The organism is Endozoicomonas elysicola (assembly GCF_000710775.1).
In the GTDB taxonomy this organism is placed as follows: Bacteria; Pseudomonadota; Gammaproteobacteria; order Pseudomonadales; family Endozoicomonadaceae; genus Endozoicomonas; species Endozoicomonas elysicola.
In genome coordinates this window covers 3784820-3806834 of record NZ_JOJP01000001.1, presented here as the reverse complement: position 1 = coordinate 3806834, position 22015 = coordinate 3784820, and the positions used below count along the sequence as shown (strand labels likewise).

The window sequence follows — 22015 nt, the reverse complement described above, 5'->3', positions numbered from 1 at the left end:
CAGTCATCGTCCGGCTTAACGATGACTGCCTTATTATTCATAAAATAATCACTGTATTAAGCATGCAGTAAACTATTTTTTGAATAATTTTTTGCTGGGTGCACCGTTTTCACCTGGCCACATGGAGCTGCCAATGGTGTCAGCAAAAGGCCAGAATCCCTTTGGATCCAGTGGTTTATTCAATGAAATATTCCGGGCCTTAAAGGTCGGTGTCCACAGAAATGCCTTTGGCTCACTCTTGACGGGCAGCAGCTGTGCGACTGGATCCCAGGGGCTTTCATTCAATTTCAGAGTGCCTTCAACTTCTTCCATATAAGCCGTGCCATACCGGCTATAGACCTGGACAACATGAGGAGGAAAGTCAAACTTGTAAGGCATCATATCAACCGCGCGGGAATACTTAACCCACCACTCATTGACTTCAAAATCCTGCAGATCTTCGGTGATCTCAACAGGACCTTTCACTTTGCCGCTGAACTCCAGGAAGGTATAGCCCTGATGAGTCACACTGGCTTTGACTTCATCAAAAATCCGGTAGTACTTGGTTTCTGCAAAGAACTTGGGTTGTCCCCAGCGCTCTTTACTGCCTGCGATCGCTGCTTCCTGGTCAATACCGATACCCAGTGTGTATTCGCCTTCCACGCCATCAACGTCTGCAGCAACATTCACCACAACACCGTACTCAGGCTCATTCAGAACCGGGAAGTTGTAGATAATGATTTTAACGGTAGGATTTTTTCCCGGCTCAACACCGGGGGGAAGCAGCTTTGCAATACACTCCGGATCGGTCTCGTAGCTGATCTTGAGCATTGGCCAGTTGATGATATCACCGGGTTTGCCCATTGGGGCTGCGGGGTTTTGGCTCATGGATTGCCTCTTTTCTTATTTTTTTAGCAGGGTCTTTCCAGGGCAGGGGGATACTACGACCTGGGTATGACCAGAGAAAATTACGGAACGGTTCTCTAACAGCATGAAGACCGCTCCGTATAATGCATGGATTAAGCGGTTGCGAGCAGCTCATCCTTGCGGTTTGCTTCTTCCAGCTCCTGCTCATCGTAGAACTGGTTGAACCACTTACGGTACTGACCGATAGGTCCGTCACCATCGCACAGGATCGGAGTTGGTTTGTAGACTTTGTTTTCCCAAATGGGAACGTCTTGCTGAACCTGATGCACCAGCTCCTGCACAAAACCATCGGCATAGATTTTTTTCATGTCCGATTGGGCGGTAGGGAGGGTGAAGTTAAAGCGCAGGTGGATGGTCTGGTCATCAATCGGAGTGACCGTTGCCATCAATACCACTTCAAACAGACGCATGAACTTTTGATACGTCTGACCTGGGCCTACGTTGTATGACTCAAGACGCGCGGCTTCGAGGTTGTCACCTGTGTGGTTAACAGAGCCATCTTCTTCAACTGCGTGAGTCTGTGCATCGAAAATAGTACTACGACGGTGGCCTTTCATCTCCACTTCACTTTCCGGCATGAAAGGAACGTTGTGGACAGTCACAAAGTGAGCAATATCGGCAGCATTTTCACCGGTTTCCTGAATGATGGATTTGATGTTCCAGTCAAAGGTCTGGAATTCAGTCCAGCCTTCAGCGCCGACTTCTTCAATAGTGTCGACCTCCCACATAGGAGCGACGCTTTCATCCGGATGGTACCAGGCCCAGATCATCTGGTTCCGCTCAACCACTGGGTAGCTGCGGATACAGGGCTTGTCTTTTACCTTGGGTGGGATGCGTTTAGCGTAAGGAATGTCCGTCAACATACCTGTGCCATCAAACTTCCAGGCGTGAAAAGGACAGCTGACACTTTCACCTTTCACAATACCGCCATGACCCAGGTGAGCGCCAAGGTGAGGGCAATAGGCATCCAGCAGGGAAGCCTCACCAGACTCGGTTCGGAACAGCACCAGCTCCTTACCAAAGTATTTTACCGGCTTTACTTCACTGGTTTTCAAACCTTCTGAGTATTCCACAGCATACCAGCCAAAAGGAATTGGCTTGTTATAGCGCTTGCTCATGGAGTGATTCTCCCAAATCCAAATTTTATTGTTGTTTTCATCCGACCCGTTTTCAGTAAAAAGCCTTGTCTGAGTAACCGATCAAATAATCCAGCTTGGTAACTGTTGTAAAATAAGTTACCGCAGTGTAACTTTGCAATCAAGTATCCAAATGCACTGAAAATTGTCTCAGATCAAATTTCAGGCAGTTCATTGTTGAAAAGTGGGTGCTAAGAGGTGTGTATCCACCTCGATGTAAGCCTTATGTGAAGAGAGTGGAGATAAAAATAATGAAAGACTTCAAAGACAAGGTTGCAGTAATTACCGGTGGTGCAAGCGGCGTTGGTCGTGCCATTGCCCTGTTGCTGGGTAAAGAAGGCGCCAAGGTGGTTGTCTCTGATATTGAACCGACGGCTCTGGATAAAACCGTTAGTGAACTACAGGCTAATGGTGTTGACAGCTTTGGTTTTCAGGCCGACATCACCAAGCAGGAAAGTCTGGATGCCTTGGCAGAAGCCACGCTGGAAAAATACGGCGAAATGCATCTGGTATTTGCCAATGCGGGTGTTGGTACCGGTGAGGCCGGTAATATGTGGGGCTATAGCATGAATGACTGGGAGTGGGGTTTCCGGGTAAACACCTGGGGTCTCATCAACACCATCAACGCATTTATGCCAAAGCTGATGGCCCAGAAGCAAGAAGCGCATTTTGTAGTCACCGGTTCAGGTAATGGTGCTTACTTTATGCTGCCTCACACCCCGATCTACACAGCAACCAAGGCCGCAGCCCAGGCGATTACTGAAAACCTGTACTTCCAGCTTCAGCAGATGAACTCCAAGGTTAAAGTGAATGCATTATTCCCCGGACCTCATGTGGTGAATACCGGTATCTTTAACTCTGAAAGAAACCGTCCGGAAGATCTGCCTACCGACCCTAACAAGCCAGATTCCGGTATCCACTCTGTAGAAGATATGCGTGCCATTATGGCTCAGTTTAAAATGGAGCTGCAGACCACTGAGCCAGAAGAAGTAGCAGAGACTGCCCTTCAGGGAATCCGTGAGAACAAGTTCTGGATTGCCCCTATGACGGATAAAATTCGTGTGGCAATTCAGGAACGTACCGACAATATGCTCAATGGTGTGAATCCGACTCCACCAAATGTTATCTAAAGTCTGACTTTCAGATAACTATTTTTTGCTTCACTGTTCCGTTGTCTGTGAAGCAAAAAACTTCCTCTTAATAAAGAATGGCTTCTGGTGCTGTCCGATGATGGTGACCATTGTGATTCTTCTTTTTTAAGGTTAATTTAGCGCTTTATGCGAGCTCCTCCAGAGCCAGAATTGATGAGCGCATAATCCTATAGAGAAAAGAGGTTAGATCGTTGACTGTCCAGACAATGGGACGCCGCGAACGTAAGAAGCAGGCGGTTAGGGATAAAATCAGTGAGGAAACTATTGCACTGATCAGACGACAGGGGGTTGACGGTGCAACGGTTGAAGCCATTTGTGAAAGGGCAGATATAGCCAAGAAAACCTTCTACAACTACTACGGCTCAAGACATGAGCTGATGATTGAAATCTGTGATTCAAAAATCCTGGTTCTGAACCAGGAGCTGGTTGAGGCAGCCCTTGGGTCGGGGAAACCACTCGAAGAGCAGCTGACCTTTATGTTCGATCAGATGAAATCGAATTACACCCATGCAGATCATCTTGAAAAAGAGTTGATTGACTACATGGTCTGTAACTTCCCAAACCACCGAAGTCAGGGTGTGAATCAGCTTAACTTTATGAACAAGTGGTATACGAGGCTTTATGAGCACAACGTTGCTCGGCTGAAACCTTCGCTGACGCCCGATTTCTGTGCAGAAGTCACCGTCGCCATGGTTAATGGTCTGACGCTGAACTGGCTGAATGATGAGCAGTACAATATTGAAGACCGGTTGGATAAATTGAAGTGTTATCTGATCGACAGCTTTCTGGTGAAACCGGTAATGGAATAATGAAAAAGGGAGTGAGTAACGCTCCTATGTTTCAGAGCTTATATCCTGAAATGTTCATTAATTGAAGCGTTCTTAACTTTATTGAAAAATATATTTGATATCAATCAGAGGTTTTTTTCGTTATTCATTGATGAACTTCTGGTTTTATAAGTAGTCAGAGTTGTTTTTGATCAATGGCTGGCTGATGAATGAATATTCAACCTTCACAAACAACAGACCAAGCGCATTCTCTTGAATTTGAACTGCAGGTAATACCTTCAGGCAGAAGTGATTCAGTAGATCAGTTATGGCCTGGTGGCTCAACTGAATTATTTAGACCTGATGATATTCCTGAGAATGTTTCTTACACTCATCCGAGTGTAACTCAAAACTGCTCAGAAGGTATCAGCGAGCAAGTCCGTAATGCAAAACCTCTTCAGTTCCGTTCTGCTCAGCCTGTTATCGATACCGGGAGAGAAGGGCGACCGGTCTGCTTGCGGAATTCTATGGGTATTAATGTTTGTGAAGACCCCATCACGGCGCAATCAGCTGAAATCGCCAGGCTTTCTCCAGTTCATCAGCAGATAGATGGTCAAGTTCATTACAATTCATATTTGAAAAAAGGAATAGCTCCACTAGAAGAACCAAGTCGCTTGCCTGAAAGTATTTACCCTATCTCTAATGTTTCTGATATTAAGCAGTTTCTTGGTACGTGTATAATGAAAGGGGCCACAGCTGAAGAAATACGCAGAATGTTGTCTGTAGTTTCTGAGCCTCAGTATATCTTAATCATCGATCATTTACTTACTACAGCTATTGAAAATGAAAACTGTATAGATGAGCATGTTCGTTTGCAGGTCATTCAAGTATTATTAAAGCCAAATGCTCATTACCATGCTGGCTCACATATTGTGGCCAGAGCGTTGGAAACTGCTCTTGTAAATGGTCGCAATGAACATTTAACTGATTACCTTTTGAGAGGGATTGGTAGTCCGGAGATAGAGAGATCACCATTCTCATTGGTTACCTGTGCAGTAAAATCAAGTATCAAGTTTCAGAATAATAACTATCAAACCCTCATTCCCAAGCTATTAGCAAAGGGAGGGGATTTGAATGGTATGGGTGAAATGAACCCTTTGTTTCAGGCGGCTATCCATCAGAGGGTTGATATGGTTGAATACTTGCTTAATTATGGCGCTGACCCTGATGCTTGTACCCATGGACGCTATAACCCGCTTTTTTCTGTGGTGACTCAACTTCTAAAACCGTCATTATATCCTTCTTTTCTTGTTCGGAGTTCCACTTCTCCTATCCATATCTCTAACTACGACCCTCTAGGCTACTTTCCTGAAAATAAAATCATTGAAAATGTGCTCGAGATAACAAATGGCTTCATTGCAAGAAATCTCGCACGTGCCCTGGATAATCAACTGGCTTTGTTACCGGAAGAAAGAAGAAATATTGTTGCCCATAGGATATGGAATGATATTTTTCTTAAACCTTTAATGGAGAAAATAAGGTTAGCTGAAAGTGCAAGGTGTTTGTCATCTTGTAAGGCTATTGCAATCATTAAATTGTTATTGGAAAAAGGTGCCGATCCAGATGGTAATATACGTGGTCGAGCTGATGAAATGATACCAACGCCTTTGCAGCAAGTTATTGCCTGTTGGTACATTTTAGATGATTCTGTGAACTCTATTGATAAAAAAGAGATTATTAGTTTGATGGGGTTGTTCCAACGTTTTGGGGCAACCTTGGATCGATTGTCTGACGATCAAATAGCACCGATTCTTATGTCGTCGTTAAAAGGGAACCTTGAAATGGCCGCAGCCGTACTGAGATACGGTGCTGATCCTGATGCAATCAAAACGGCTAATACCCGATGTGGGCTTTCAAGGCAGGATGACCCTCCAGCTGTCTATCAATTTCCTAAAACCCCTCTTTACGCGGCACTGGTGGAAGGGTTTTATCATATTGCTTATGAGATTTATATGGCTTCTGGGTGTACAGACCCCAGAGATGTTCTAGATCCAGGAAGCCAAGAGCATGAAGAGGCATGCATGATTATGCGTTCAATGTTTGACAACTTGGGAATTGACGATCCTAAAAATACAGAGCCTCAACGATTAAGAACAATGGCTCTCCGAGAGGCTCATGATTTATGGTATACCAACCGGGCTGGGGACAATAAATCAAAAGATCAACAATGCTATTTAAAGAAACAGTTACCTCAAATTCTTCACAATACCCTATTGAATCGATTTGATAGGGAATTTTCTGATGTGTTTATTTAGCCTATAAATAAATAGTTATAGTTTGTTGAGAGTGATAAGTAGCCACCCATACAGGTAGAATTAATTGTCTGCTCTAGGGCTCCGTAGTAACTAATTTTCAGTGAGGTCTGTACTGCTATACGGGAATTGCTACTATAACTTTCAGCCCTGGTTTGTTGTCGCTCAGTATAATTGAACCGTAATGTAGCCCCGCCACTGCTTTAGCGAGTGATAGTCCCAACCCTAAGCCGCCATCGGTGCGGCTCTTGTCAACACGATACAGGCGCTCAAATACCCGTTCTTTCTCTTCATCTGGAATACCCGGACCATCATCTTCTACTTTCAACCATGCAACACCGTCTGCTTTATCAAGACCGCAGCCAAGTGTAATACTGCTACCTGTCGGGCAGTAACGCAGGGCGTTTTCAATCAGGTTTGCTGTCTGCTGGATTAATAGCTCCCTATCTCCCTGGATGATAACCGGGGTGTTTTCTTTAACAATATGCAGTGCCATCTGCGCATCTTCTGCAACGTCCTGATAAATCTCTGCGACAGTATCCACGATATGAGTCAGATCTATGTCAGTAAATCGACTTCTGCGTGCGCCCGATTCAATTTGGGTGATTCGCAGCAGTGCATCAAAAATAGATGTCAGTCGTTGTGAATCTTCCAGAGCATTATCCAGCTCCCTGAAAAATGCTTCAGTTTTGTTGCCGTGAGATTGCTCTGCTTCATCCTTCAGTGTCAGCAGGTTATGACGTAATCGGGTGATAGGCGTTTTAAGCTCATGGGCTATATTGGCAGAAATATCCCGCATGGCCACAACGGAGCCTTCCAGTCGAGAAAGCATTTCATCAATGGAGACGGATATCCGTGCCAGATCATTGTAGGTATGCGTTTCACCGGTGCGTGCTGATAGATTACCTTCTGCAGCAGAACTCAATACTGACTCAATTCGTGAAATTCGCTTCTGACTGTGGCGGCTTAATGCCATCACAATGACGGTTGTGAATATCGAGACCAATATGCCTGCCAGAATAAAGCCTGAGGTCAGAACGGCGAGAATCTCATCGTCTTCGATAGGGTCATCATCAATATCACTGAAATCTCGGTTTTGCTCCCTCACCAGCTCTCTGGACTCTTTGACAATTTCTCGGCTCTGCTTACCCAGTTCGTAATCCACATACAGAAAGGTGACAGAGGCCATTAGCACCAGGCTGATGATCGAGACCACGCCAAACATTAAACCCTGTTGAATCGCAGAGCTTTTGAGCCATGTAGGCAGTTGGTTGGGCAGGCGTTTCCATAATGCCGATAAATACAGGCGTACCTTCTGAGTATCAGGAAACTGGAATTTCATGAGTTCACACCTGCCGTCGTTTTATGCTCCAGTTTATAGCCTGCGCCTCGAACGGTCTGAATCAGCGTGTCGCCAAATGGTTTTTCCAGCTTGTTTCTCAAACGACTGATGTGTGTTTCTACAACACTGGTCTGAGGGTCAAAGTGAATATCCCAGACATGTTCAAGCAGCATGGTTCTGGTGATTACCCGTCCCGGATGACGCAGGAAAAGCTCAAGTATACGAAACTCTTTGGGTTGCAAATCCAGAGTCTGCCCCTGGCGCATGGCGGAGTGTTCAAACAGGTTGATAACGACATCACCATAGGTCAGCTCAGGCTTTGTCTCGGTTGACTTTAGAATCTGCCGCCTGGAAAGTGCAGTGATCCTGGCCAGTAACTCGGAAAATGCAAAAGGCTTGGTCAGGTAGTCATCCCCTCCAGCTTCAAGCCCTTCAACACGATCATCAACGCCGCCCAATGAGGTGAGAAACAGGATGGGGGTTGCCACCTGGGCAGCCCGAAGCGCCTTTACCAGCGACAGCCCATCCAGACCGGGTAGCATGCGGTCAACAACGGCGACATCATACTGCTCTGTCATGCAGAGTGTCAGAGCGTGCTTGCCATTATCGACCAGCTCAACCTGATGGCCAGCTTCACGAAGCCCCTTTTCAATAAAACCGCTGAGGCTTACATCGTCCTCTACCAGCAATACCCTCATGGTCATATTCTCTTTTGTACAATCCAATCGTTGCGGCTATGCCGCAACGATTGGATTGTTGTTGGGTTCCTGTGCATCGGCTGGTGCTGCGACATCATTTTTACGGGTTTTATAGTGCTGCCATTTGGCAATGATCACCGCTGCCACGCCTGCCAATAAACAGGCTCCCAGAGTTACCAGCCCCATCATGAAAAACAGGGAGAACGATACCACGCCAGTCACTTCTTTAAGACCATTTTTGCGTATTTTCATGGCTGTTGTTCGAAGTCGGGACCACAGGCCGGATGTTGTTTCAGATGAGTTCATCGAATGACTCCTGCATACCATTTGGTTTTCTATTAAGATTTGCTGACAGGTCTGATAGCATCAATTCTGGTTTCGATGTGCTGACCACGGGCGTTCAACAACTCAATTTCATAAGACACTTGGTTGTGGTCGTCCTCCATTTCCACATGCCATACCTTGCCACCAAACTCAGACTCGGACTGTTGAACCGCCTCTTTCAGTGAGAGGTATTTGCCATTACTGATGCCTGACAGCCACAGGGCGTTTTCAAGCTGGTCATCATGGTCGTTATCGTGACCACTACGGTGATTGCTCAGAATGACTTCACCGGTTTGCGCATCAATAACGGTTTTGATCTCTTCACCGTTTTTATCAGCCAGTTTAATTTCATACACTGCCTGACCCATTTCTATTTCGCGTTCTGCCTCAAGTGGTTCTGCGCCGGTATGGTTTCTGGCAATTTCTACCGCTTTGAGCAGAGGCACCGCATCTTCGCTTAGGGATGCAGGCGCATCACCTGCATTGGCAGAACCTACGGCCATCATTGCGCTCATACCAATAAAGGCAGACAGGGCAGCGGATTTAACAATGTTTGACGTTTTCACAGTAACTTCCTCATAACCAGGGTTAACATGTCAGGGGCATCCCCTGTCGATGTGGCCACTTTACCCGGGAAGATTTTCAGGAAGGTTTCCGGAACTATACATTTTTGTAAGGTTTGGCTTGATGGGATTGAGGGATTTAAAGTTGCTCGTTACCTGTCCTGAAGCATTTGTCCAGAAGATAAGAGATAAGGACACCGGTGCCTACACCAATACACGATTCAAACAGACGCAGAGTGGCATTGAGAACTGGGTTAATGTCTGAGACAGTCGAGACAATGATGACGACTGAAATGGTGATCGCTGCCAGCTTAACATGTTGCCCACAGTTGACCTGATAGCAAAGGAGTGAAGCCACACCAATAAAAAGAGCATAGGTAATGGCGTCGAATGTAAATAACAGCAGGTAGATTGCAGCAAAGACAGAGCCAATGGCTGAACCGATAATCCTGGTTTTTGCGGTAGAAATACTTTCCTGCACGGTGGCAGGTTCAGACACAATCAGTCCTGAGATAACTGCCCATAACCCCCCAATCATGGCCGTTGGCTCGTAAGATAGCCAGCTGAAAACATAGCCTGAAACATAAGCGACAAAGGCAATGCAGATGTAACGAAGGGTTGAACGAATGGCCATTCGTTCCATTATTCATTTCCTCAATTGTTCGCTATGTAAAAAATACAGTAATAGTTTAGTTGTTAAAAACTGATAGTTTGTATTCTTTATAGCTCTGTTTTATAAGTTTGAACTACTTAATAAGTTTTTCTCAGGTTTAATAAGTGTAACATCATCTGGAAACATTTTTGTGCAGGCTTATCGAGATGGAGTAAACTCGTGGGTTATTAATTCGACTCTTTTGCTCTTGGTTGTATTAGAGTCAAATGAAACGCTATCTTTGATATTATACTGATTCTCAATTTAAACTGCCGTTAAGATATAGCTTGTTTTTCAAGTTGATAATTAAAATACAGGTGAATCGTGGAAAGTACAGTAAGGTCTTCAGCAGCGCCCTATGTCAAGTTGGTTGATGAAAGTCATAGGTCTTCAGTACCTGAAAAAGTGGAACTTCTATCTGTTGTTCAAAAAAATCAGCCAAGATCGATACTTAAAACAACAGGTTCTAATTGTAATAAGGCTGGCTTTGGTAGTACTGAAAATGGTAATCGGGGGCTGGATACAAGATTAATTGAAGTCTGGCTTCGGGATACCGAATTGTACAGTACGAGGAAAGATCAGTGCTTTCATTGGTGGCTAAATTGCTGGCGTGGTTTATGTTTTGGAACTGAAGACAGTGCCTGGTTGAGAATTCTCGTTGAGAAGCAGCTTGGTTATATAGATAAAATCAGTGATTTTGAATTGGGGGAAATAAAGCATGATGTGTTGATTAATACTTGGCGATTTTTGATTTTTGTCTATGCTTCCTATCACGAACATCACTGTCATAACCCTACGGACGGAATAACTGAAAACTTTAAAAATGTTGAGTGCCAATTAAAAAAAATCACAGAAAGGCTGTTGTTGATTGTTGGTCCTGAGTTTTTAAAAGCACTTGATATGAGTAGGGTTGAATACGAAGATTTTCGTGATTTACCAGGTATATCACCGACAGATGACTATTCATCAATACCAAAAAAACTGAAGCAGTATTTTAATAATGAAGGAAGAAATCAATTGCCTGGTTTTGTCCGTATACTAATAGAGATAAAGGAAAATAAAGATTCAATCCAGCTATTATCAAAAGCCCTTGATCTAAATGAAAGTGAAATAAAATATTTGCAGCATTTACAGGATGAACATAGGTTTCCAAAAGTATTTCCGCAGAAGGCATCAGGAGATAACCTGTGTGAGGTTCCCGGTTGTTCGGGTTTTTCTCGGTATTTTGGCACAAATACCTGTTTTATTGGGGCAGGATTACAGTTACTTTCTCTTTTACAACCAGAGATTCATGTTCAATTACACTCACTAATTAAGGATGATAATGATGGGGTAATGAATTCATTTCTATCTGCTTGTGCAACCATTCTTTCAGTAGCTCGACAGAATATAGATAAAAAGCAAGAAGTTTATTTTCAATTCATTGAACTCTTGATAGAAATTCAGCGTCAAAAGGGGATGAAGACTCTGGAGCAGCTTCCAGAAATTCCAGTAAAAAAAATCGCTGAAGCGGATGAGATATTATTAAAATATCCATCACTTAAGACACTTAAACAGCTTGATAGTGTAGAGTTTGTTAATTACTTTCTAACGAATGTTGCAAGGTTCAATAATTCTCGGTGTTTTTGCGTCATAAGAGATTGTGAACGGGTTTATGCTTCAGCGAGGGAAGCTAAACTTGAAGAAGGTGACTGGCAATGCATACTTAATGTGCCAGTGTCAGAAGAAAAGGCTTCAAGTACATCAATACCATTGCAGGATGTACTGGATGAGATGCTGACTAGTAAATTAGCAATGAATGATAGTCAGGATGCTGAGCGAGATATTCTCAGGGCTGATACATCAACATTGAAGTATTTATTTTTACAACCTGAAGTACAAGGTAGTTCTGATTGTAGGCAGTCAGTTGGTGAAGCACTGCGTAATGGTATTGACGATGCGATTAGTCTCCGTTTTATTGATTATAGAACTGGCTCTGATGAAGTGATGTATTTTGAGAAAATAGGTGGAATTTATCATACAGAGCTGGTCAGTCGTCCTGATCAATCCGCACCTTGGCTTGATTTTGCTATTAGTGGTCATTATCTATCTACGGCTAAAACGGACATGGGGTGGGAAATGTATGATGATCATAAAGTTTTGAGGCATACAGATCCCACTTTAAATGTGACGGACCGAAACTTTCCAGTTGGCAAGAGCTGTTTGCTTTTATTCAAAGCAACCACTGAAGAAAGGTACAAAGAAATATTGAGAATGGTTTTACCACCTCATAATCCCTCTCCAGTAGAAGCCTCTCTCGACACAGAATTTTAAGAGATCTCACTGCAAGCACTTTTGCCTTTATGAAGAGCGCATGTACTAAATATTTGGTTGTTGATTTTTCCCAGGCTACTTTCTTTAGAAGGTAGCCTTTTACATGAAAGGTTCTAGATTGTCTCTTCTTTCATTTTTTGATGGAGCTCCTTGTAATAGGGCATCGCCTCTTTCATACCACTTTCCGTTGTATAGAGAGGCTCATACCCCAGGTCGCGGCGGGCTTTATCGATGCTGAAGAAATTATCAATACCAATTCTTTCAAGGGCCAGAGTAGACTGAGGTGGTTCGCTAACTTTAAACCACTGATGAAGTTTCTCCCAGGCTGAGATAACCGTTTTAATGAGCTTATAGGAGATTCGTTTTTTCGGGTAAGGATAACCCAGCTGTTCTACCAGTGGGCGGGAAAACTCCATCATGTTGATGGGGTCTCCATCATTGATGAAATAAGCCTGGCCAGGGGCATTGCCACTCTTGCTGAGTTGGCCGGCAGCCAGCAGTTTGCCGTGAATCAGGTTGTGCACATACGAGTTATCGAGTCGTGCTTTTCCATCACCTACCAGGGCCTTAAAGGAACCGTTGAGCAGCTCCTTGATTAATAATTTAAACATGGTCTGGTCGCCGGGTCCCCAGATACCGCTGGGGCGTATTGCACAAGTATATAGCCCGTTCCGGCCATTTGCCGCCAATACCTGCTGCTCTGCTTTGGCCTTGGTTTCTGTATACAGGTCACGGAATCCATCGACATAAGGCAGGGCTTCGTTACCATTGGCAATGGGCTGACCATTGATAACGACACTGTTGGAACTGGTATAAACCAGTCGTTTAACCCCCTGAGTCAGGCAGGCATCAATAATATTCTGTGTACCGCCAAGGTTGATGTCATAAGACAGCTTTTTCACCTGCTGGCTAACGACCTTGGTTGAACGAATTTCAATAACAGCAGCCGTATGGAAAACCGTATCAATTCCTTCACATACTTTGGTGACCAGTGTTTTATCACAGATATTGCCCTGTACCTTCTCAAGATCCGGGTGCTCAAGATCACACTCTGCCAGGTCGAAGACTCTAACCTGATGCCCCCGGTTCAGAAGCTCTCTGGCAAGATTCTTACCCAGAAAGCCTGCACCACCAGTGACCAGAACTTTACCAAGTCCCACAGGTTCAGGAAGATTATTTTCGGTTGTCATAAGCGAAGTACACTGCTGTCATTATTATTGTTCACGATGAAAATGATGATATCCCCCAATCGGTTACTGGCTTGAGGAAAGAGCATTTTCAACTGATGGCTTCTGAGCCATTTTTGTCAATCCCCGCACATGTCACATACCACATATGGATTACGGGATTCACGAAAACCCGTCTTGGTGCGGACGAATATTCCTGTTTCAATGATGAACGATATAATACGAATCAATCGATTTCTTATGAATAGGCTTACTCATGGCGTATACGGCAGCCGCATTACACATTCTGGTCAAGCATAAAGAGCTGGCCGAAGACATTATTAAACAGCTCAAAAAAGGAGCCAAGTTTGATGTTCTGGCGAAGAAGCACTCTACTTGCCCATCGGGTAAAAAAGGTGGGCATCTGGGAGAGTTCAGGAAAGGTCAAATGGTGCCAGCCTTTGACAAGGTATGTTTTAGCGGTGAATTGCTGACCCCTCATCTGGTGAAAACCAAATTCGGCTGGCATGTGGTCAAAGTGCTTTATCGAACCTAGAGTACTTTTACTCTTGCCTAGAACTTCTGTTTAATTACCTCTACCAACTCTGGAAAATCCTTTCCTCCAGAGTCACTGCCCATAAAGTGTCCCCGGTTTTTAAGTTCATAATATTCCGGGGTCAGTTGGTCACGCACAAACCTGGCTTCTTTTACCGGGATCAAAGGGTCATCTTCTGAGTGGAACTGAATGATCCACTGCTGGTTAGCTTTTATGGCCTCCCATTGCCATGGAGTATCGTAAAAACCACTGGCTTTTTCGGTTGGGTCACCAAGGTCAGTGTGACAGGCTGAAACCAGAATGCTTCCAACCAGGGAGTGGGTTTCGGCATAGCGCATAGCCGCCAGTGCTCCGGAAGAGTGGCCGACCAGAATAACCTCACTGTCTCCGTTTAGCTGCTTTTCCATAAAATTCAGCCAGATGTCCTGATGAGCAATGATATTATCCGGGAACGTCTCAAGAACGACATCAAACCCCAGTGGCGAAAGTTCTTTGGCTGCGGATCTATACCAGTGATGGGCGGCGGTGCAACCGCCATTACCGTGGATAAAGAGTACTTTCACCGGTTTCTCCTACGGGTCAATGACTCCGTCAACTGTAGTCAGTTTATCCTGGATAGAGATTGCCCAGTTCCTGGTCACTTTCTTTTTCAGTCTTTTCGTTCCTGATTCTTTGGCACTCTTCAAGCAGTGTGTTTAGCAGAGCATGTATATCAGCAACACCTGGCTCAGCTGAGTAGAGACTACCTTCCAGCGCATTACAGCTTGCTTTGAGCTCATTTGAGCCAAGCTGATTCAGGCAGTCAGACAGTGATGCAAGTTTTTCATTCTGTAGATACAAACGACTCCAGTTTTGTAATTCATTCAATGCCTGACGCGCATTTTTCTGTTGGCAGGCAGTTTCCAGATGGTCAAATGCTACAGCCTCCTGAGCCTGATTCTGAGAAGGATGATAATCATCGATTATTTTTTCATGGCAATTCGCCTGTTTTCTGGAGCTTGATTTGAATCGCCAGATGCCAAGGGTTGCCAGCCATAACAGTGCGAAGAGACCGGTTAAGCCCTGCCATAGGCGAATGGATGTGTGATTGGATTCATTGGAAACAATGGTAGGCTCCGGGCATTCGGTGGCCTTGTGTTCTTCTGACTCTGCTGGAGTGGTTATCAGAGGTGGCGTTTGTGCCTTGGCATTGGGGTCCTCTGCAACATGAATGGTGGTTGCCGGCAGAGTGGAGACCCTGGTTTCACCATTGGTCGTGTCGAACCAGCTGTATTCGACCTCTGGCAATGTGATTGTACCCGAATGGGTTGGAATCATGGCAATAGAGTCAGTACGCTGGCCCTGAATACCGTTGATGCTTTCTCTGTCTTCTGTGCCGGACTTGTCTGGGTAGCTGTTAACACCCTCAGGTTGAGGCATCAGTATGGGAGGAAGCTGAGCGGCACTGAGGCCATCCGCAACGACCGTAATGGTTCGGGTAATGGCATCACCGACCTTCAACGTGTTCAGAGGCTGGCTCCATGTTTCCTGAATAGTCAGGTTTCTTGCGGGTAGCCAAGTCTCTTTGACAGGGTAGTTGTCAGGCTTTGGTTTTACTTCAATCCGGATTTCCGGTGAGCGGGCAATGACCGGTTTGCCACTATTTGAAAAGATGCTGCCAAATGGGTCACGGGGTTCAGCGGCAACACCGGTAAACGTGAGTGATGGTATAACCATTTCACCCACGGCCTGAGGATGAATTGAATATTTCAGCTCAAAGCCACGATAACGGATACCATCAACAATGGTGTCGAATTTTTGGGTTTCACCCAACTGTTGAATCAGCGTATCGTCAATACCCAGGGCACTTAAGCGGTTATCATCGTAAAGCTGAACGCTGAAGAAAATCTGCAGGGTGAAGATCAGCTCCTGTTGCACATAGATACTTTCACTGCTGACTTCAGCCTTCATAAACAGTGGGCTGGTATCGCTTCCGGAATCGTCTGTTTTTTTACCTCTAACTGTAATGGTGACCGGTTCAGACTGCTGATTGCCGAGTTTTATCGGAGGAATGACAACATTACCCTGCTGTTTGGGAACAAGAGTGATCACCCAGTCACGGGTGTACTCCCGTTTACCATTAATGATGCTGGTCTGGCTTTGCTGCCGGGTACCCAAGACATCAAAGCTCCACTCCAAAGGTGACAGGTCGGGGGCATCACTGTTATTCACATCGGTTCGAAGTGTCAGTTCCAGAGTCTCATGGCTGGCAATAACGGTTCTGTTGACGCTGGCCGTAAACGCCGCATTAGCCATTAGAGGTGTGATAAGACTTATCAGCATCACCAGGGAAATGCTTCCCATCATACTTCCGAATGGTTTGGTTAAGCGTTTAGCAGGACTGTTTCTCATGGTTTGTGAAGCTGTTTTATGAAAACAAAATAAAAAACGGATTGATGATCCCCAGAGTAATCGATGGTCTACCATGATGCCCCCTCCCTGATATTCTTTTGCTGAAGAGCGCGTTGCTGTTGCAGGAACTTTCTTCTTAATAAGCCACCTGGGTCATCAGGGATAGTTCTCAGCCAGCTCTCTATGGCTTGCTGCTCTGGAGAAAGGGGTTGGTCATTCAGTGAATCTGCAACCGCCTTTCCGGTTTGATTATCTGCGCTGTTTTGATCTGTCGGTTTAGCTTGCTTAGCGGTACTGTCGGCACTTTTTTCTGACTGTTCTGCTGATGATTCCTTCTGACTTTGCTGTTGACCTTCTTCATCAGGAGTCATTGTTTCCTTGCTGGAGGAAGATTGGCTTTCAGGGGGCAGAGAGCTTTCCTGCTGGTGTTTTCCATTTGGGTCCTGCTGGTAGTCACTTGGCTGGCTTTCCAGGCCTTCATTCTCTCCAGAGTCCTGCTGTTGTCCTGATGGATCTTTTTGGCCAGACTGCTGTTTTTGATTACTTTGATTTTGCTGACCACCATCTCCACCTTGGCCTTGTTGTTCTTCTTCTCGCTTTTTTTTCTGCAGCTCTTCAGTCACCTTCTCAAGATTTTGTGCAGCGTCTTTTAATTCTGGGTTCTTTGCCAGCGCTTTTTTATAAGCCTCTATCGATTCCTCTAAGTTACCCGCTTTAGCCAAAGCATTGCCGCGGTTATAGTCACTTTCAGCGTCATTCAGGTTCTTGAGGATATCAGCCGCAGCTTCATATTCATGATTTTCAAATAGTGCCTGTGCTTTCCATGCAGGATTCTCAAAGAGATCTGCCGCTTTTGCAGGGTCACCCGCCTGAAGTGCCTTCTGTCCCTGCTGGTTCCGGGTCTGCCAGAGATCATCCCAGCTGAATGCCTTGGCCTCCTGTGTCACCGGTAACAGGGTAATCATTACCATCATTAACCAACCTCTGCGAAAGCCAAACAAGGCAGTAGGTAGAAGTAACCACACCAGCCAGTAACCGGCGTCATACCATTGCTCCAATGTCTGGTCGGCAGACTCGCGTTCAGAAAACAGCGGCTTATTGCTGGTGGCGGGGACCAGGGCTTTCAGATCGGTATCCGCAAGGGTCATCGTCTGGTAACGCCCGCCATTTGCTTTGGCCAGTGCCTGCAGCCGGTCTTGATCCAGCTGGGGAACGACGATTGCCCCCTGTTTATCCTTCAGGTAGCCACCTTTGGGTAATGGAATAGGGGCTCCCTGTTCGGTGCCTGTTCCCAGGATGGAAAGGCGAAGCGGGCTATCTTTCAAAAGGTCTGTAATCTGCTCTGCCTGTGCTTCAGAGATTGAGCCTGTGACCAGTAGAATATCTCCGGGTTCATTGCTGCCCTGGGTGATCAGTTCTTTGGCCAGTCGAATCGCATCAACGGGATTGTTGCCCGGCACAGGCATAACATCAGGACTGAGGGCTTTGACCAGATTGTTTAGTGTGCGATTGTCGTCAGTTAAGGGGGCAACGGTATGTGCTGATCCCGCGTAGGCTACCAGTGCGGAGAGCCCTTCACTGCGTAGATTGAACAGGTCCTGCAGTTTAAAGCGGGCTCTGGTGAGTCGATTGGGCGACAGGTCTGCTGCAAACATATTGAAAGAAAGGTCGACAGCAACCACCAGGGGGTGTTGGTTTTTACTGATGGGAACCGGCTGTTTAATCCAGGTCGGGCCTGCCATTGCCAGGCAGGTGACGACCCAGCCAGACAAAACCAGTATCAGCGGCCAGCGAACCGGTTTTTTATTGTCTCCTTCAAGCAGCCAGGGAAGCAGTTCAGGGGCAATGACTTTTGTCCAGTTTCCCTGAGTCTGCTGTTGTTTCAACAGAAATAAAACCAGCAGAAAGCAGGGGAGTAACATAAGAAGCCAGAGCGGCCTTAAAAAGTGAAACTGTGAGATCAACTCCATCATAACCGTGCTCTCCTTTTAGCTTCAGTACTCCCTCTGGTATCAGCATTCGGTCGGGTAAAGGCGCTTCCTGGAGAAATGTGCATGAATGCGGGTATCAGGCTGAGCAGCAGAGCCAACCCCAGAGGCCAGAAAAACAGGTCTTTGCTGGGGCGGAAGGTCTCTTCCTCCTGTATCGTGGGTTCAAGTTGGTCAAGGAGGGCATAAATTTTGTTGAGTTCTTCAATATTACGAGCCCGGAAGTACTGGCCTCCCGTCAGTTCTGCCATCTCTTTCAGTGTTTTTTCATCCAGGTCGGCAGATGGGTTGACCCGGTGGGCACCAAAAAAGCTGCGTTCAATCATCTCATCAGCCCCCAAGCCAATGGAGTAGATTTTAATCTGCTCTTCTTTGGCAATCTGGGCAGCCTGTAATGGTGAGATCTCTCCAGCAGTGTTGGCGCCATCGGTGAGGAGAATAAGTACCCGACTGTCTTCCTGCCGTTTGCGTAAATGTTTGACCGCAAGGCCCAGTGCATCACCAATGGCCGTTTTGTTGCCTGCCATGCCGATGCCGGACTCATTCATCAGTGTTTTCACCGTTTGCCGGTCAAAGGTTAGAGGGGTCTGAAGGTAGGCCTGGGTACCAAACAGAATCAAACCCAGCCGGTCGCCCCGGCGGCGCTCAATAAAGTCATTCATTACGGATTTGGTAGCAGTGAGGCGATCAATCTGGCGACCATTGAGAACCATGTCATTGATTTCCATACTGCCGGAGAGATCAACGGCCATCATCAAGTCACGACCAGTGTTCTGAAACTCAATGGGCTCCCCTAACCACACGGGTCTGCTGGCGGCTAGTAATAGAAGCATCCAGATGAACCATGGAAGTATCCTTTGCGATTTTGATGGTGTCGTTTTTTCTGTTTTCTGTTCGCCAATCATTGATGATAATTCCCGGTAGAAGGGAATATGCAGTGCTGAACCAGTAACATCACTGGCGGGTTTAATAAAACGATAAACCAGCAAAGGTAGCGGTAGTGCGATCAGGATCCAGGGCCATTCAAGCTCAAGCATGGTGTTTCTTTATCCATCGCTGGGTCAGTGTGTAAATATCTTCAGCGTGCAGTGAAGCGTTAGGGTTATAACGTTCATTATTGAATGCGCTGTTGTTGAGAAACTCCGGCGTGCTTCCTGTTTCAGCCAGGAACTGGCACCAGTATTCACCATTCAGGCCAGCCACATCGCGCTTGGAAAAGGCGTGCAGTGCAACTCTCTTTAGTAGCTCATTGCATTCACGGGCAAAACGGTGTGGGGACTGATGCTCTTGATACTCAAAAAGTGCCTTGCTGGCCAGGTGCAGTGCGACCGTGCGATAGCGGTTTTTCTTCCATCGACGATAGATGTATAAGGTCAGAAGGGCCAGTATGGCAATTACGATTGCTGTCAGCACCCACCAGCCAATGGCGGGTGGCCAGAGACCAACAGGGTCTGGAAGGTGGTTGGGGCGGAGCTGATCTAATGGGTTTTGTGCTGCCATGAGTTCTCTTGGTTCTGATGCTGGTCCTGGCTGTTGATCCTGACACCGTAAAGGCCCAGAAGCTGTTGTGCTGAAGGTTGCGCTGACGTTATTTGCAGTAAGGGAATTCGAAAGCGTGAAAGCATTTTCTGCAGCTGCTCATTTTGTTTCAGGTAATGCTGATGAAATTGCTGGCGGAGCTGTTGCTGGCGGGTATTAATCATCAGGCTGTGCATGCCATCGGTAACAGAATATCGATTCGGCGCTGGCAGCTCTGATTCCAGTGGATCGCTCACCCTGATGGCCATCAGTTCATTGTGGCGGGCAAGCTGGGACAGGTGTTGTTCTGCTTCTTCATTGATATGGTTGAAGTCGCTGATCAGAAAGACCTGGGTTCCCGGATGGGCAACGCGACGGGCATGCCTTAGGGTTCTGGTCAGACCATGTTCGGCATCCAGGCTCGATATGGATGTAGCTCGAAGTTTTCGGTTCATTCTTTCTGTCTGGTTCAGCCAGTGCATCAGTGTTTTTCTGGAGCGTTTTGGTCGCGTTTCCTGAAGCTCCTGCTCGTTAAAAATAACGCCACCGATGCGGTCACCATGATTCAGTGTTGCCCAGGCGATCAGTGCTGAGATTTCAGCCGCAGTGACCGATTTGAAGTTGTGCTGGCTGCCGAAGAACATGGAGTGGCTCTGATCCAATAACACCATAACCGGCCGTTCACGCTCTTCCTGAAAGACTTTGGTGTGTGGCTTCATTCTTCTGGCAGTGACCCGCCAGTCGATGGAACGGATATCGTCACCGAACTGGTAAGCCCGAACTTCCTCAAAATCCACGCCTCGTCCTTTAAAAGGAGAGCGTGCATTACCCAGCATCTGCTGGTGGCTTCGTCCGGGGCGGAACAGTGGCAGGTCTTTAGCCTGAAGCCGCAGGTTCACCAGACTTTGTAATGTGCAATAGGCACCGCTCATAGTTCTTCCAAAACCGCTTTGCGACAGCTCTTTAGGCTACAGGTACCAGTTTCAATAACTGGCTGATAATCTGGTCTGCGTCTTTTCCTTCCGCTTCAGCCTCAAAGGTCAGCAGCAACCGATGGCGAAGAGCATCGTGGGCGATCGCCTGAACGTCATCAGGGCTGACGAAATCACGGCCATTCAGCCAGGCATGGGCTCTGGCACATCTATCCAGAGCTATAGTGCCTCTTGGACTTGCGCCATATTCAAGCCAGCCTGCCAGCTGGTCGCTGTACAGGGTTGGATTACGGCTAGCATTGATCAGCTGAACGATATATTCCTCTACTGAGGGCTCCATATGAACCGACAAGACTTCCTGACGGGCCAGAAGAATCTCTTCCTGTTTCAGAGGGTTTTCCGGGCGCTCAACCGGTGCGTGCATGGCTTCGCCTCTGGCCAGTCGCAGAATAGCGCGCTCAGCTTCAATATCCGGATAGCCAACCCGTACATGCATAATAAAGCGATCCAGCTGGGCTTCCGGCAGAGGGTAAGTGCCTTCCTGCTCAATGGGGTTCTGGGTCGCCATCACCATGAATACATCAGGTAGGGAGTAGGTGTTCTGACCCACACTGACCTGACGTTCAGCCATGGCTTCCAGCAATGAGGACTGCACTTTGGCTGGAGCCCTGTTGATTTCATCAGCAAGGATCAGGTTGTGAAAGATGGGGCCAGGCTGGAAGCGAAAGCTGCCATCTTCCGGCAGGTAAATGTCGGTACCGGTGACGTCTGCGGGCAGCAGATCAGGAGTAAACTGGATTCTGTGAAAATCAGCATCCAGGCCATCCGACAGCGCTTTAACTGCACGGGTTTTAGCCAGACCAGGCGCACCTTCAACCAACAAATGGCCATCGGCAAGTAGAGTGATCAACAGACGATTGACGAGGTGTTCCTGACCAATGATCGTGCTGGAAAGAAAATTTTTCAGCTGACTGAATTGTGTAAAACAGTGGCTTGTCGACATGCTATTTCAACCCGGAAATCTGTCTGTGTCTTTCAAAAGGAGTACATGAAAGGGTTTGAAATACTCCAGAGTTATCTGAAAGCACTAGGAGATTGTCGGCTTTTTCGCAGTAAGTCTGTGATAAGTCCGACAAGCTCCTAGACACACCCCATTACAGTTTGGAAATTCTACAAGTCATTTGGACTATTTATAAGCCCTATCATTGGGTCTTGGCGAATGCTTTACGGTTATAAGTCTTATTTTTGACAGCGCCCTTCAATATAGGTTCGCCAAGGCCGATGGTCTAGTACAAGGATT

General features: G+C 46.4%; 20 protein-coding genes. 5 read left to right on the top strand and 15 right to left on the bottom strand.

From position 1 onward, the window contains the following. Positions 1-72: 72 nt before the first annotated feature. Positions 73-867, bottom strand: a complete 795-nt coding sequence (locus tag GV64_RS16100; protein WP_020583916.1) for an acetoacetate decarboxylase family protein — start codon at positions 865-867, stop codon at positions 73-75. Between the two features lie 131 nt (positions 868-998). Beyond that, the gene (locus GV64_RS16095) at positions 999-2024 is read right to left on the bottom strand and encodes a Rieske 2Fe-2S domain-containing protein (protein WP_020583917.1); all 1026 of its coding nucleotides are present in this window, start codon (positions 2022-2024) and stop codon (positions 999-1001) included. A 269-nt stretch (positions 2025-2293) separates the two neighbouring features. Between GV64_RS16095 and GV64_RS16090 the strand changes: the two genes are divergently transcribed. The 3 genes from GV64_RS16090 (at position 2294) to GV64_RS16080 (ending at position 6275) form a co-directional block, all read left to right on the top strand. After that, positions 2294-3172 carry an SDR family NAD(P)-dependent oxidoreductase gene (locus tag GV64_RS16090; RefSeq protein ID WP_020583918.1) on the top strand — a complete coding sequence of 293 codons (879 nt, stop codon included), beginning with the start codon at positions 2294-2296 and terminating at the stop codon, positions 3170-3172. Between the two features lie 212 nt (positions 3173-3384). After that, positions 3385-4002, top strand: coding sequence for a TetR/AcrR family transcriptional regulator (locus tag GV64_RS16085; protein ID WP_152554090.1), 618 nt, complete (start codon positions 3385-3387; stop codon positions 4000-4002). A gap of 188 nt (positions 4003-4190) precedes the next feature. Beyond that, positions 4191-6275 carry an ankyrin repeat domain-containing protein gene (locus GV64_RS16080; RefSeq protein WP_020583920.1) on the top strand — a complete coding sequence of 695 codons (2085 nt, stop codon included), beginning with the start codon at positions 4191-4193 and terminating at the stop codon, positions 6273-6275. A 115-nt stretch (positions 6276-6390) separates the two neighbouring features. On the opposite strand, the gene GV64_RS16075 is transcribed toward GV64_RS16080, so the two are convergent. The 5 genes from GV64_RS16075 to GV64_RS16055 all read right to left on the bottom strand — a co-directional run bounded on the left by GV64_RS16075 (position 6391) and on the right by GV64_RS16055 (position 9842). Then, complete coding sequence (locus tag GV64_RS16075) at positions 6391-7614, bottom strand: sensor histidine kinase (RefSeq protein WP_051087834.1); 1224 nt, start codon at positions 7612-7614, stop codon at positions 6391-6393. Then, positions 7611-8318, bottom strand: coding sequence for a response regulator transcription factor (locus tag GV64_RS16070; RefSeq protein WP_236632961.1), 708 nt, complete (start codon positions 8316-8318; stop codon positions 7611-7613). The genes GV64_RS16075 and GV64_RS16070 overlap by 4 nt, the downstream gene beginning before the upstream one ends. A 30-nt stretch (positions 8319-8348) precedes the next feature. Beyond that, on the bottom strand, positions 8349-8618 hold the full coding sequence (locus tag GV64_RS16065; RefSeq protein ID WP_020583922.1) for a hypothetical protein: 270 nt from the start codon (positions 8616-8618) through the stop codon (positions 8349-8351). Positions 8619-8650: 32 nt separating this feature from the next. Beyond that, complete coding sequence (locus GV64_RS16060) at positions 8651-9202, bottom strand: PepSY domain-containing protein (RefSeq protein ID WP_020583923.1); 552 nt, start codon at positions 9200-9202, stop codon at positions 8651-8653. Between the two features lie 136 nt (positions 9203-9338). After that, positions 9339-9842, bottom strand: coding sequence for an FUSC family protein (locus GV64_RS16055; RefSeq protein ID WP_020583924.1), 504 nt, complete (start codon positions 9840-9842; stop codon positions 9339-9341). A gap of 333 nt (positions 9843-10175) precedes the next feature. Between GV64_RS16055 and GV64_RS16050 the strand changes: the two genes are divergently transcribed. Beyond that, positions 10176-12164 carry a hypothetical protein gene (locus GV64_RS16050; protein ID WP_020583925.1) on the top strand — a complete coding sequence of 663 codons (1989 nt, stop codon included), beginning with the start codon at positions 10176-10178 and terminating at the stop codon, positions 12162-12164. Positions 12165-12277: 113 nt separating this feature from the next. Here the strand turns inward: GV64_RS16050 and GV64_RS16045 are convergent, their stop codons facing one another. Beyond that, positions 12278-13354: an NAD-dependent epimerase/dehydratase family protein gene (locus tag GV64_RS16045; protein WP_020583926.1), complete on the bottom strand. Its 1077-nt coding sequence runs from the start codon at positions 13352-13354 to the stop codon at positions 12278-12280. A gap of 253 nt (positions 13355-13607) precedes the next feature. Here GV64_RS16045 and ppiC point away from each other — a divergent pair, with 253 nt between their 5' ends. Continuing rightward, complete coding sequence (gene ppiC / locus GV64_RS16040; RefSeq protein ID WP_020583928.1) at positions 13608-13886, top strand: peptidylprolyl isomerase PpiC; 279 nt, start codon at positions 13608-13610, stop codon at positions 13884-13886. A gap of 17 nt (positions 13887-13903) precedes the next feature. Here ppiC and GV64_RS16035 read toward each other — a convergent pair whose 3' ends face one another. The 7 genes from GV64_RS16035 to GV64_RS16005 form a co-directional block, all read right to left on the bottom strand. Further along, on the bottom strand, positions 13904-14449 hold the full coding sequence (locus GV64_RS16035) for an RBBP9/YdeN family alpha/beta hydrolase (protein WP_020583929.1): 546 nt from the start codon (positions 14447-14449) through the stop codon (positions 13904-13906). A gap of 43 nt (positions 14450-14492) precedes the next feature. Then, entirely contained in the window at positions 14493-16277 is a 1785-nt protein-coding gene (locus GV64_RS23915) for a BatD family protein (protein ID WP_157237084.1), read from the bottom strand. Between the two features lie 68 nt (positions 16278-16345). Next, positions 16346-18250 carry a VWA domain-containing protein gene (locus GV64_RS16025; protein ID WP_020583931.1) on the bottom strand — a complete coding sequence of 635 codons (1905 nt, stop codon included), beginning with the start codon at positions 18248-18250 and terminating at the stop codon, positions 16346-16348. Continuing rightward, a complete protein-coding gene (locus GV64_RS16020; protein WP_020583932.1) occupies positions 18247-19302 on the bottom strand; it encodes a vWA domain-containing protein in 1056 nt (351 codons plus the stop codon). The genes GV64_RS16025 and GV64_RS16020 overlap by 4 nt, the downstream gene beginning before the upstream one ends. Further along, positions 19295-19765: a DUF4381 domain-containing protein gene (locus tag GV64_RS16015; RefSeq protein WP_020583933.1), complete on the bottom strand. Its 471-nt coding sequence runs from the start codon at positions 19763-19765 to the stop codon at positions 19295-19297. The genes GV64_RS16020 and GV64_RS16015 overlap by 8 nt, the downstream gene beginning before the upstream one ends. Continuing rightward, complete coding sequence (locus tag GV64_RS16010) at positions 19744-20715, bottom strand: DUF58 domain-containing protein (RefSeq protein ID WP_020583934.1); 972 nt, start codon at positions 20713-20715, stop codon at positions 19744-19746. The genes GV64_RS16015 and GV64_RS16010 overlap by 22 nt, the downstream gene beginning before the upstream one ends. 31 nt (positions 20716-20746) lie before the next feature. Continuing rightward, positions 20747-21718 carry an AAA family ATPase gene (locus GV64_RS16005; protein ID WP_020583935.1) on the bottom strand — a complete coding sequence of 324 codons (972 nt, stop codon included), beginning with the start codon at positions 21716-21718 and terminating at the stop codon, positions 20747-20749. Positions 21719-22015: the final 297 nt, after the last annotated feature.